Origin of the sequence: Nocardia bovistercoris, assembly GCF_015674855.1 — a bacterium.
In the GTDB taxonomy this organism is placed as follows: Bacteria; Actinomycetota; Actinomycetes; order Mycobacteriales; family Mycobacteriaceae; genus Nocardia; species Nocardia bovistercoris.
Genome location: NZ_JADMLG010000004.1, coordinates 90,860 through 103,846 on the forward strand (window position 1 = coordinate 90,860; position 12,987 = coordinate 103,846).

Consider the following 12,987-nt stretch of genomic DNA (forward strand, 5'->3'; position numbering starts at 1 on the left):
CGCTCAGTGCACCTGGCGCTCGGTGTCACCCCAGTACTGTTCGCGCAGTTCGCGTTTGAGGACCTTGCCCGCGCCCGAGACCGGTAGCGTCTCGACCAGTTCGACGGACCGCGGCGCCTTGTATCCGGCGATCGACGCCTTGCTGTGCTCGCGGATCTCCTCGGCGGTGACGCTCGCGCCCGGCACGCACACGATCACCGCGTGCACCCGTTCGCCCCACTCCGGGTCGGGGACGCCGATCACCGCGCAGGCCGCGACCGCGGGATGCGACGACACGGCGTTCTCCACTTCGGCCGAGTACACGTTCTCGCCGCCGCTGACGATCATGTCCTTGATCCGGTCGACCACGTAGACATAGCCGTTGTCGTCCATGTAGCCGCCGTCGCCGGTGTGCATCCAGCCTTCGCGCACCGCCGCGGCGGTCTCCTCGGGCCGATTCCAGTAGCCGAGCATCACGTGGTCGCCGCGCACCGCGATCTCGCCGACCGTGCCGCGCGGCGCCTCCGCGCCCGCCGGGTCGACGATGCGCACCTCCGCGTGCGGCGCGGAACGTCCGGCCGAGCGCAGCAGTTCGCCGTGATGATCGTCGGGTCCGAGCAGCGTCGCGACCGGACCGAGCTCGGTCATACCGTATGCCTGGACGAAGCCCGCGTTCGGGAACACCTTCATAGCCTTCTCCAGCACCGACCGCGCGATCGGCGAAGCGCCGTAGACGACCCGGCGCACGCTGGTCAGGTCGTGGTCGCCGACCTCGGGATGGTCGACGAGCATCTGGATCATCACCGGCACGAGCAGGGTGTCGGTCACCTGGTGTGCTGCGATCGCCCTCATGGTCGCCACCGGGTCGAAGGCCGGAATTGTGACGTGCGTGCCGCCGAGCGCGACCCTGGCGATCCAGCCCGCCAGGTCGGCGAGATGGAACATGGGCGCGGCGTGCAGGTAGACCCCGCCCGCGCCGTAGAGGTAGCCGCTGGCCACCGAGCCCAGCGAGGACGCGTACAGATTCGCGTGGCTGAGCATGACGCCCTTGGGGAATCCGGTGGTTCCGCCGGTGTAGAACAGGCCGGCGAGCTGGTCGCCGCCGCGTCGGGCGTCGGGGACTGGCGCGGATTCGGTGACCAGGGTCTCGTAGGAGAGCGTGCCGTCCGGCGTCGGGCCGTCGCCGCAGTGGACCACCGCGATCAGGCCGTCGTAGGCGGCGCGGATGGCGGGCAGCATCGGCGCGAAGGCGTCGTCGACGAACAGTACGGTGGTGCCGGAATCCTGGAAGCTGTAGATGATCTCGGTGGGGCTCCAACGGATGTTGACCGGATTCAGCACCGCGTCCGCCCATGGGACCGCGAGTAGGTATTCGCTGTAGCGGTCGGAGTTGAGTGCGAGGATCGCCACTCGGTCGCCGGAGTTCACCCCGAGCTCGCGCAACCCGCCTGCGAGCTTGGCTACCCGGTCGGCTGTTTCGCGGTAGGTCCTGGTTCGCTCACCGCAGATGGTCATGATGCCGTTGGGATCGTGCTGCACCGCGCGGTGCAGGCCCTGGGTGAGGTACATCGGTGTACTTCCTTTGTGGTCGTGCGGCGGGGTGGGGGATGTGGGTCTTAGCCCGCTTATGTGAAGCGTAGATAGTGTAACAGTCGGGCCATTGAACGTGGTTTGAGTGTTCTTATGGCTAAAATAAGTGAATTTGGATTAGTTAGAATGATCGATGGAAGGTTCGGGTGGAGCGAGGAGATGTCGATGACTGAGGGGCGGGCCGAATCGACGTGCGCGCCCGCGCGCGGAACGCGGCCTGCCAATCGCAGGCAGCTCGTTGTGCTCGCCGCCGCCGACCTCTTCTACCGCCGGGGTTATGCCAAGGTGGGTATGGGGGAGGTGGCGGAGGCGGTTGGTATCGGGCCATCCGCTCTGTACCGGCACTTTCGCGGCAAACAGGATCTGCTGGGCACTGTGGTCGGTGAGGCCATGGGTGTCATGACCGACGAGCTCGCCGTCGCCGCGCCTGACGACATCGCTCGCAGGCTTGCCGTGCTCGGACTCGAGCACCGCCACGTCGGGGTGTTGTGGCAACGCGAGGCACGCCATCTCGACGCCGACCGGCTCGCCGAACTGCGCGCGGCTACCGAGAGGATCGGGGCGCGCTTGGCCGAACTCCTTGCCCGCCGCCGTCCCGAACTCACCGCCGACGAGGCCGCGCTGCTGGCCTGGTGCGCGCTCGCGGTCACCACCAGCGTGTCCTTTCACCGCCTCGCTCCGCCGGAACCGGGCTTCACCGCACTGCTGACCGAGTTGGTCACCGAGACCATCGACGCTCCGATAGCTCTGCCCGCCGCCGCGAACCCGAACCGGGTGCGCGCGCTGGCGACCCGCTCACGGCGGGAGGCCGTCCTCGCCGAAGCCACTCGACTGTTCGCCCGGCGCGGTTTCGCCGGTGTGAGCATGGACGATATCGGCGCGAGCGTCGGAATCGCGGGTCCGAGCCTCTACAACCACTTCGCCGCCAAGACCGAGATCTTGTCCGCCGTGATGTACCGGGGCGACGAATGGCTGTGGATGGATATGAATCGGGTCTTCGCCGCCGCCACCGATGCCGAGGACGGGCTGCGCAGACTCGTCGACAGCTACGTCCGGTTCGTCCTCGAACAACCCGACCTCATCCAACTGCTGCTCTCCGAGACCGCGCACCTGCCCGAAAGCGACCGCAAGCGCGCCAGATCCACCCAACACAGCTACATCGCCGAATGGATGCACCTGGCCACGCGGGTGCACCCCGAGTGGGATCCGGTGACGGCGCGCGTCCGTGTGCAAGCCGCCCAGACGATAGCCAACGACGTCGCGCTCATACCCCGCCTGCGCGCGCGAGCCGGGATCGACGCGGCTCTGCGCGTGCTCCTCACGCGGCTGCTCGGGCTCCGCGGTTGACGCCGACGACCGCGTCACCCATCGTCGCGCGGTGGCCCGGCGTTCAGGCGTACCTCCGGCGCGGATGGATGTGACTCGGTCGGCTGTCGCAGGGCGGGGTCCGGACGTGCGCGTACGCTTCCAACGCGGCGCGGTCTGTCGGGCCGTACCGGTAGGTGGGCGCGCAGGTCAGGCGGGGTTGTCGAGGTGGTCGGCGATCATGTCGAGCAGTGCCGAGAGCACCGGTAGCGGTTCGCCCTGGCGCGGTGAGCACAGCCAGTAGCGGTCCTCGCGGGTGACCGGGCCGAATCCGGTGGGTAGGATGACATTGGCGCGGTGCGGTCCGACGTCGACGCTGTGGCGTACCAGCCTGGCCACGGTCTCCGGTTCCGGCGATTGGTCGAATCTGGTCAGGAAGGTGCAGCGCGCGGGTTTCGTGCGAGCGAGCACCGGGCCGTACATGCGCGCGGCGGGCATCAGCCCGACTATCCGATCACCCAGTGCGCCAGGGGTGTTGACGGCGGTCACTTCGCCCGTGAGCGGAAGTATGACGAATCCCGGTGCTGTGGAATGTGTTCCGCGCAGTCCGCACGAGACATACAGTCGGGCCCACTGCTCGGGCGTTCTCGCCTCCGCGGTCATCTTCGGTCACCTATCGATAGCCTTCTCGGTCAACAGTTTTGGCCGCAGGAGGTATCGCGCGCCCAACGCCACACCCCTCGGACGCCGGTCGATCCGGCCCGCGTCCGCTACGTCGTGGACGACACTAGCTGTACGCCGTCGGAGGCAACACCGGTCGGGTACCTCCCGAGGCGACCGCGACGGGTTCGCGTCAAGAGGCGTAGGTCTTCAAATAGCTCGACATCGCGCGCTGAACTTCGGCGAGTACTCGTGGATCTCCTTCCGGGGAACGGTGATAGGCCAGTTCGAGCACGCGGTCGCCGATCTCCACCGCGATTTCGGTGACGAGACGGTCGGTATCGGGGCGAAGCAGTCCGCGCGCGAGGAAGAACTCGTGGATCGCGCCCGCCATGCGCATCCGGTGCTGGTAGCCGTCGGGAACGAGCGCCGCGTCGCGCCGAGTGTAGTAGTCGGTCACCAGTTCCGGGTGGGCGCGGTAGAGGGACTGGTGCAGCACGAGGACGCGCCGCACCGCGTCGTCGAGATCGCTCGCCTCGATGGCGGCCAACCGGGTGGCGAGTTCGTCGTCGGCGCGGTCGATGATGCGCAGGGCGAGTTCGCGCAGCACGGCCTCGCGGTTGGCGAAGTACTGGTACAGGGTCCCGATCGGCACTTCGGCGCGGGCCGCGAGCGCGCGTGTCGTCACCGCGGCCGGGCCGCCTTCGTCCAGTAGATCGCGCGCCGCCGTCAGGATCTGTTCGACCCGCGCGCGGCTGCGGCGCTGGACGGGATCGCGTCTACGCGTCGGTTCCTCGAATGCCACAGCCGGTATCTTCCTCCGAATTCTGTATATGAACCTGAGTCATGTTCATGTTAGCGTAGAGCGCGCGGCCCGATCGCCCGGGCGGTGCATCCGAATCACTGTGCGGCGGAGTCGAATACCGCCGCATCGGAACAGGTCGGGATCGGCGCCGCGTGCGGTCTCGCTCGGCTCGGTGTTGCGCCGAGCGAGACGTCCGATTCGCGGATTCGAGTTGTCGGAGGGGGCTACTCGAATCCGCGAGCGCGCATCGTCACCCACCGCCCGAACGTCACCCGCCGCGCGTCGTGCACCCCGTCCGGGCTGCCGCCGCATGCCGTTGAGCCTGTTCCTCCTTCAGCCCTCGCGAGCCGTCGACCGGTGCGCCCGCATGGTCGTCCGCCGCATGTCATCGACCGGCGTCCGTGTCCAAGCGGATGCCGTTGACCGCCGGGTATGCCGCGTCCTACGCTGCGCGAGCGAACTGAAACCTGTTGCAGAATGTGGGTGGTCCGATGGGCGCGACGAAGTTGATATTCGCACTGTGGGGCGTGTCCGACCGGCTCGCGCCCGACCTCGTCGCCCGCTGCGCGGCGGCGGGCGCGCGTGCGGTGCACCTGAACATCTCCGACGCCGTCGTGGCCACGGCCATGCTGCGCCTGACCAGCTTCCCCGCACCCGTCGACGCGGTGGTCGCCGTCGAGACCGCCCCCGACGGCGACCGGGACGCGATCACGGCGGCCGTCGCGGCAGCCGCGCCCGAGTGCGCGGGTTGGCTGGTGCGCGAACGCCGTCCGATCGAACCACCGGCAGTCGCCCTCGGCGAACGCACGCCCGGCCTGGTGAACATCGCCTTCCTGCGTCGCCCCGCGACCCTGTCGTACCAGCGATGGCTGGAGAACTGGCTGGTCCGCCACACCCCGGTCGCCATCGAAACCCAGGCAACCTTCGGCTACATCCAGAACCAGGTGATCGAACCCGTGACTCCCGACGCCCCCGAGATCGCCGCGATAGTCGAGGAGCACTTCCCGATCGAGGCGCTCACCGACCCGCACGCGTTCTACGGCAGCGGCGGCGACGCCGGGGAACTGTCCCGCCGCATCGAGACCATGATGCGCAGCGTCGCGAGTTTCGGCGCGGACCGCGATATCGATGTGGTGCCGACCAGTGGATACCGATTGCTGTGAGCGCGCCCTCGCCGCGCGCCCGGCCCGTCACCCTGGATCGCGCCCGGTTGGCTGGAGAACACGGCCCTGCTGCTCGCTCGACTCCGGGGTCCACTCGAGCGCCCGACGCTGAGCTCGCCTGCTCCCGGTGCGGTGGCCGTGGCGCCGGGTCCGGCGGGTGCTGTTCTCGTCGGAGTGCGGCGGGTCTCCGGCGGTGTCCGTTCCCGGCTCAGCCACCGCCACCGTCACCGCATCCACCGCCGCCTCCGCCGCAGACCCCGCTCCCGCCGGCGCGGCCGCCCCGAAACCGGGTGTTGGATCCGCCGTGGCTGCTCGCGTCGAGTCCGCCGCCGCCGCGGGCGTCACCGGGGCGCCGGGTGCGGCTCGGGCCCGGTGGTTCGGCGTTCATCGGGTAGGCGCGGACCGGTGGCCGTTCGGCGGTGTGCTCGGCCCGCGCTCAGCGTTGCGGTAGGAACCCCGAGACCACGAACTCGCGAACGTAGGCGTCGATCGCCGCGCGATCCACCGGCGGGCACACCACGCCGCTGTCGCGCAGAGCGCGCGTGCTGTGCTCGTCGTCCCAGGTGTGCTGGGCGGCGAATCCGGCGTAGTTGCCGGTGGTGAGCGCGGCACGCACCAGTGAGTCGTCGCCCGCGGCGTTGCGCAGCCGGGACTCGTGTTCCAGCGCCGCGTGCACGGTCGCGAGATCGGCTGTCGCCACCGGCATCCCGTGTTCGCGCAGACAGGCGAAGATCTCCCGCACCGGCACCGGGACGCGATTGACCAGGTGGTAGACGGTGTCCGCGCGGTCGCGGCGGGAGATCGCCACGATGGCGGCGGCCACGTAGGTCACCGGGACCAGCGACACGCTCGCCGCGCCAACGTCGGGAGCCATCCCGAGCACGGCGGCGGCGTGGACCAGGTTCCAGAACGAGTCGTCCGCACTGTTCAGCCCGGCGTGCGGGTCGCCGCAGATGGTGCCGGGGCGATAGATCGCGACCGGGACGCCGCGCGCACCCGCCTGCCGCACCAATTCCTCGGCGGCCCACTTGGTTCGGGCGTACCCGTTGTCGGGCAGGTCGTCGGCGCGCAGCCGGGTCGTCTCCGCGATCGCGCCCGCGACCGGCGCGAGGCCGACCGTCGCGCCGATGGTCGACACGAAATGCACCGCTTTGAGCCGGTGTGTCGTCGCCAGCCGCAGCACAGCGCGCGTGCTCTCGACATTGTCGGCGCGCAGCCGGTCGTACGGATCGATGTGATTGACTCGCGCGCCGTTGTGGTAGATCGCATCCACCGTCGAACCGAGCCGCTCGTAGTCTTCCTGGCTCAGACCGAGATTCGGCGCGGCCAGGTCGCCGGGCACGGCGATCACGCGGTCGGCGAAGGCGGGATCCCACAGCCGGAATCGGGTCAGCGCCCGGCGGATCCGGTGCGCGGCGGTCTCCGCGTCGTCGGCGCGCACCAGGCACCATACCCGCGCCTCGGTGCGGTCGAGCAGTTCGCGCAGCAGGTACGCGCCGAGGAATCCGGTGGCGCCGGTGAGCAGCACCGCGCGCGGGTCACCGGTCGGAAGATCAGTGCGTCCGTCGGCGGTGATGTCGGTTTCGAGGACGGCGTCCTCGGCGGGCGTCGGCGCGGACCGCAGCGGCGTCGCGCCGTCGAGGTGGCCGGCCAGCGCTCCCACCGTGGAGTAGGTCAGCAGCGCCGACATCGACACATCGGTACCGAGCCGGGCCGAGAGCCGCTGGTGCAGGGTGAAGGCGAGCAGCGAGGACCCGCCGAGTTGGAAGAAGTCGTCCTCGACCCCGATCGGCGCCACGCCGAGCACCTCCGAGAAGACCTCCGCCACAGCGTGTTCGAGTTCCGTGCGGGGCGGCGTGCCCGCGCGTGCGGCGAAGACCGGGTCGGGCAGCGCCGCGCGGTCGAGCTTGCCGCTGGTGTTGACCGGGAATTCGGGCAGCGTCAGCACCGCCGCGGGCACCATGTAGCCCGGCAGCGTGCGCGACACCGCGCGGCGCAGGTCGTCGGTGTCCACCGTCGCGCCCGCCGCGGGCACCACGTAGCCGACGAGCCGGTCGCCGGTCTCCGACGGCCGCACCGTCACCGCCGCCTGACCAACGGTCGGATCGGCGAGCAGGGCCGACTCGATCTCACCGAGCTCGATGCGATGCCCGCGTACCTTCACCTGGAAATCGGTGCGCCCCAGGTATTCCAGCACACCGGTCGGCGTCCAGCGCACCAGGTCGCCGGTGCGGTACATCCGTTCGCCGTCGAACGGATTCGCGACGAACCGCCCCGCGGTGAGCGCGGGCGCCGCGTGGTACCCGCGCGCCAGCTGGACACCCGCGAGATACAACTCGCCCACCGCGCCAACCGGCACCGGCCGCAGGCGTTCGTCGAGCACGTGGCAGCGCGAATTCCACTGCGGCACACCGATCGGCACCGACGCGGCGGTCAGGTCGGCGGGCCGCAACCGATGCTCGGTGATGCTCACCGCGGCCTCGGTCGGACCGTACAGGTTGTGGATCTCGGCGGCGCAGATCGCGTCGAGGGCAAGCGCGGTCTCCGGCGGGAGCGCCTCGCCGATCACGAATACCGCGCGCAGGCATGCCAATTCGGCGGCGGTGGCGTGCGCGGCGAACACCGTGAGCATGGACGGTACGAAATCGGTGAGCGTGATCCGGTGTTCGGCGACCGCGCGGCTCAGCGCGGCGGGATCGCGATGGTCGTCGCGACCCGCGAGTACCAGGGTCGCGCCCGCCCACAGCGGCAGGAAGTAGCCCCACAGGGAGACGTCGAAGGTGGCGGGCGTCTTGTGCAGGTAGCGGTCGCTCGCCCGCACATCGTAGGTCTCGCGCATCCAGGTCATCTGGTTGACGATCGCGTCGTGCGTCACCACGACGCCCTTGGGGCGGCCGGTCGACCCCGAGGTGTAGATGACGTAGGCCGGATGGTCCCCGCGCAGTCGCGCGACCCGCTCGTGCGCGCGCACCGGCGTTTGGTCGAACGCGGACAGGTCGAGGGTGTCCGACAGCGTCGTCTCGGCCACCGTGAACTCGTCGGCGACCGTGCTGAGGACCAGGCGCGGCGCGGCGGCTTCGAGGACGTAGCGCACCCGGTCGGCCGGATGGTCGGGGTCGATCGGCACCCAGCAGCCGCCCGCCGCCACCACCGCGTACATGGCGACGACCTGCTCGACGGAGCGCCGCATGGCGATGGCGACCACCGTCTCCGGGCCGACACCGTCGCGAATCAGCTTGCGGGCCAGTCTGTTCACCCGGGCGAACAGCTCCGCGTAGGTCAGCGACCGTCCGTCGTGCACCAGCGCCGTCGAATCGGGAGTCGCCGCAGCGTGCCGTTCGGGTTCGGAATGCAGGAATTCCGGTGCGACCGCGCGGCTTTCACCGCGCGACCAGTCGATCAGCCGCCGCCGTTCCTCGGGCGCGATGATGTCGAGATCGCCGACGGCCGCCTCGGGCGCGGCCGCGACCTCGTGCAGCACCCGCACGTACCCGTCCAGGAACCGCTGAACCGTGGGCTCATCGAAAAGGTCCGTCGCATAACAGAACCGGATGATGATGGGCCCGGGCCCGCCGTCGACGCCGACGGTGTCGACCACCACGATGTGCAGATCGGTCTTGGCGGTCGTCGCGTCCACATCCACGAACGAGAAGCTGAGGCCCGGCAGTTCCAGACTGGCCTGCGCGAAATTCTGGAACGCGAATCCCACCTGGTAGAGCGGGTGTCGACCGGGGGAGCGCACCGGGTCGACCGCGTCGACGATGTGCTCGAACGGCGCCTCGGCGTGCGCGAAATTCGACAGGTCGCGGTCGCGGGTGCGGGTCAGCAGTTCGGTGAAACTCTCCTGCGCCGTCACCGTGGTCCGCGACACCGTGGTGTTGACGAACATGCCGACGATCCGGTCCAGCGCGGGTTCGGCGCGATTGGTCATCGGCACGCCGATCGCGATGTCGGAGGTGCCCGACAGCCGCGCCAGCAGCACCGCGAGCGCGGTGCGCATCACCATGAACAGGGTCGCCCGCTGGGATCGCGCGACCGTGAGCAGTCCCCGGTGCAGGTCCGCCGTGGTCGAATTCTGCACCGCCGCACCGCGCAGCGAGGCGACCGGCGGCCGCGGCCGGTCGGTGGGCAGATCCAACTCGTCGGGGAGACCGGCGAGTTCGGTTGTCCAGTAGTCGAGTTGGCGCGCCAACGCCGACTCCGGATCCTCGCGCTCGCCGAGCACCTCGCGCTGCCACAGTGCGTAATCGGCGTACTGCACCTCCAGCGGACGCCAGGCGGGCACGGCGCCCGCGCATCGTGCGGCATAGGCGGTCGCGATATCGCGGGCGAGTGGCGCGAGCGAGGAACCGTCGGCGCAGATGTGGTGCACGGTGAACACCAGCACATAGCCGTCCTCGGTGCGCAGCAGCCCGATGCGCAGCGGCACCTCGGCGGCGACATCGAAACCGCGCCCGAGGATGTCGCGCACCCGGTCCTCGACCGCGTCGGCGCGCAGTTCCTCCACCGCGAATTCGCCGAGTACGTGCGCGGTGTCGAGCACCTCTTGGCGCGGTCCGTGCTCGTCGGCCGGGTAGCGGGTGCGCAGCGCCTCGTGCCGAGTGATGGTGTCGGCGAACGCGGCCCGCAGCGCTGCCACGTCGACCTGTTCGCGCGCGACCCGCATGGCGAACCCGATATTGTCCACCGAGGAGGCTGTGTCGAATTGATTGCGCAGCCAGAACCGCAACTGCGCGGGCGAGAGCGGAATCCGTTCCGGCCGTTGGCGAGCCAGCAGCGCGGGCCGCGCGGTGTCGAAGCGCTGTGACTGGATGGCCTTGGCGAGCGCGGCCACGCTCGGGTGGTCGAACACCAGTCGTGCCGGGATCTGGAGTCGGCAGGTGTCGCTGAGCCTGGCCGCCACCTGGGTCGCGAGGATCGAATTGCCGCCCGCGGTGAAGAAATCCGCGTCGGCGTCGACGAGTTCGTGGCCGAGCACGTGCGCGAACACCGCGGCGACCAGTTCTTCGCCCAGTCCGGAAAGGCGGCGCGCGGCGCGCTGTTCGCCGACCGTGGCGCGCAGCGCGGCCCGATCGGTCTTCCCGGTGGGGGTCAACGGGATTCGATCGACGACGGTAATCGCGGCGGGCAGCATGAAGCGGGGCAGCCTGCCTGCCAGCTCGGCCGCGAGTTCGGCGGGATCGGGGCGGGTCGCGGAGTCGGGTTCGACGAAGGAGGCGAGTTCGGTCTCACCGGCGGCGGTCCTGCGGTCGACGGTCACCGCCGACCGCACGCCGGGCAGCGCCGCCAGCGCCGCGTCGATCTCGCCTAGTTCGATGCGGAACCCGCGGATCTTCACCTGGTCGTCGCCGCGACCCAGGTATTCCAGTTCGCCCTGCGAGGTCCAGCGCACCAGGTCTCCGGTGCGGTACATGCGCTCGCCGTGACCGCCGTGCGGATCGGCGACGAAGCGCTGCGCGGTGAGGTCATGGCGCCCGCGATATCCGCGCGCCACGGCCGGACCCGAAACATACAGCTCGCCCGCAACCCCGACGCCGACGAGTCGCAGCCTGGCGTCGAGCACCCGCAGGCGCACACCGGGCACCGCCGTACCGATGGTCACCGGCATGCCCGCGCTCAGCGGCGCGCTGAGGGTGGCGGCGATGGTGGTCTCGGTGGGTCCGTAGGCGTTGTGGAATCGGCGTGCGCCGAAGGCCCAGCGCCGCACCAGGGCGGGCGGGCAGGGTTCGCCGCCGACGATCACCACCCGAAGCGCCGTGAGCTCCGCCGGTTCGATGGAGGCCAGCGCCGACGGGGTCAGGAAGGCGTGGGTGACCTCGCGCTCGGCCAGCAGCGCCACCAACTCCGCGCCGCCGTACACCGTCGGCGGCGCCACGACCAGCGTGCCCGACGGCCCGAAGGCCAGCAGCATCTCCAGGATCGAGGCGTCGAAGCTGGGGGAGGCGAAATGCAGGACGCGGTCGCCCTCGGTGACGCCGTACCGGGCGATCTGCTCGGCGCACAGGGCGGCGATGCCCGCGTGCGTGACCGCGACACCCTTCGGATTCCCGGTGGAGCCCGAGGTGTAGATCACATACGCCGGATTCGACACCCGTGCGGGCGCGATCTGGTCCAGGTACGACGGCGGGTTGGTCGGCTCGTCGGCGCAGCGGGCCGCGAGGTCGGGATCGTCCAGACTCAGCCAGTCGACTCCGGCGGGCAGCGTGTCCCGATGTGTGAGGACGGTCAGCCCGAGTTCGGCCCCGCAGTCACGGACCTGGTATTCGATGCGCGAACGCGGGAATCCGGGATCGATGGGGACGAAGGCCGCACCGGTCCTCGCCACCGCCCACACCGCGACGATCGATTCCAAGGACCGGGACATGGCGATGGCGACGGTGGTCTCGGGGCGGGCGCCGAGCTTCAGCAAAACTCTGGCTAATTGCGCTGAGCGGACGTCGAGCGCGCGATAGGTGAGCGTGCGGTCGCCGTCGCGGACCGCGATCCCATCGGGATTGGCCTCCGCCGCGGCCCCGAGCAATGCCGCGAGGGTCGGTACTTGCACTTCCGTGCGGCGCCGCGGTCGGGTCCGGCGCGACGACGCGGCCCGCTGCACACCACTGGTCACGTTTTGTCCCGCCTAGTACGAACTGCTGAGCGGCCCGATGCTACAACGCAACGGCTCCCGACGCCATCGGCGGGCGGGGTTGCACCGGGCGGTGAATCTCTTCCGTTCGGTAGTTCAGACCCGGTCGGGGGATGGCCCGACCATGCTGTTCGCCCGCGGCGCGGTGCGCATCCTGAACGCCGCGACAACTGTGACGAGCAGTACCGTCACCAATTCGAGAACGTTCCACGCGACCGGGTCGTCCACCGGATCGACCGCGAGCGGCAGGCGCTCGCGTCGGGCCGCGGTGTCGACGGCGCGTGGCGCGGGCGGTTCCGGTGCGGCGGCCGTGGTATCCGTCGGTAACGGGAGGGGCGGCGCGGGCAACGTGGGCGGTGCTGTCGCGGGTCGCGGCGGCGGCAGCGGGTCGAGCCGCAGCGGTATGCCGGGCTGCGGCGCCTGCACCGGAATCGATAACAAGCAGGTGAGCAGGGCACTGCCGGTGACCGCGCTGCCCGTGACCGCGCTGCCGACCGCGGCGCTGCCCAGTCCTGAGCCGCTGGAACCCGGCCCGGAACCGCTGGAGCCGGGCGCGACCAGCACCGGCCCGATCAGGCTCGGCGCGACCGATCCCGGCCCGATCGGCCACGGTCCGGCCGATCCGCTCCCGGTGGCCGAGCCGAGCAGGATGGCACCGCCGCCGACCAGGGCGCTGCCGGTGCACGCCGCCGCGACGCTGCCGCCGTCGAGTCCGAGCGTTTCGGCTGAACTCGACGGCGAGGGGGCCTGCTCCTCGACCATCGTGCTCCGCTCCGGAACCGCGGGCGACTCGAGCTCGTCGCCCGGCGTTGTCCGCGGTGCCGAAGGCGCGGTCGGTGCGAGCGCCCCACCCATCGTGA

The 12,987-nt window shown here is 70.3% G+C and carries 7 protein-coding genes; 2 read left to right on the forward strand and 5 right to left on the reverse strand.

Annotated elements, in window-relative coordinates:
* Positions 1 to 3: 3 nt before the first annotated feature.
* On the reverse strand, positions 4 to 1,548 hold the full coding sequence (locus tag IT779_RS11535; RefSeq protein ID WP_196149268.1) for an acyl-CoA synthetase: 1,545 nt from the start codon (positions 1,546 to 1,548) through the stop codon (positions 4 to 6).
* Positions 1,549 to 1,734: 186 nt separating this feature from the next.
* Between IT779_RS11535 and IT779_RS11540 the strand changes: the two genes are divergently transcribed.
* Positions 1,735 to 2,916 (forward strand): TetR/AcrR family transcriptional regulator, encoded by a 1,182-nt coding sequence (locus IT779_RS11540; RefSeq protein ID WP_196149269.1) that lies wholly within the window; start codon positions 1,735 to 1,737, stop codon positions 2,914 to 2,916.
* Positions 2,917 to 3,084: 168 nt separating this feature from the next.
* Here IT779_RS11540 and IT779_RS11545 read toward each other — a convergent pair whose 3' ends face one another.
* Both IT779_RS11545 and IT779_RS11550 read right to left on the reverse strand, forming a co-directional pair.
* Positions 3,085 to 3,537, reverse strand: a complete 453-nt coding sequence (locus tag IT779_RS11545) for a hypothetical protein (RefSeq protein ID WP_196149270.1) — start codon at positions 3,535 to 3,537, stop codon at positions 3,085 to 3,087.
* A 190-nt stretch (positions 3,538 to 3,727) separates the two neighbouring features.
* Positions 3,728 to 4,339: a TetR/AcrR family transcriptional regulator gene (locus IT779_RS11550; RefSeq protein WP_196149271.1), complete on the reverse strand. Its 612-nt coding sequence runs from the start codon at positions 4,337 to 4,339 to the stop codon at positions 3,728 to 3,730.
* Between the two features lie 491 nt (positions 4,340 to 4,830).
* Here IT779_RS11550 and IT779_RS11555 point away from each other — a divergent pair, with 491 nt between their 5' ends.
* Positions 4,831 to 5,502, forward strand: coding sequence for a hypothetical protein (locus IT779_RS11555; protein WP_196149272.1), 672 nt, complete (start codon positions 4,831 to 4,833; stop codon positions 5,500 to 5,502).
* A 436-nt stretch (positions 5,503 to 5,938) separates the two neighbouring features.
* Here the strand turns inward: IT779_RS11555 and IT779_RS11560 are convergent, their stop codons facing one another.
* A complete protein-coding gene (locus IT779_RS11560) occupies positions 5,939 to 12,046 on the reverse strand; it encodes a non-ribosomal peptide synthetase (protein WP_196149273.1) in 6,108 nt (2,035 codons plus the stop codon).
* A gap of 177 nt (positions 12,047 to 12,223) precedes the next feature.
* Positions 12,224 to 12,889: a hypothetical protein gene (locus IT779_RS11565; protein ID WP_196149274.1), complete on the reverse strand. Its 666-nt coding sequence runs from the start codon at positions 12,887 to 12,889 to the stop codon at positions 12,224 to 12,226.
* Positions 12,890 to 12,987: the final 98 nt, after the last annotated feature.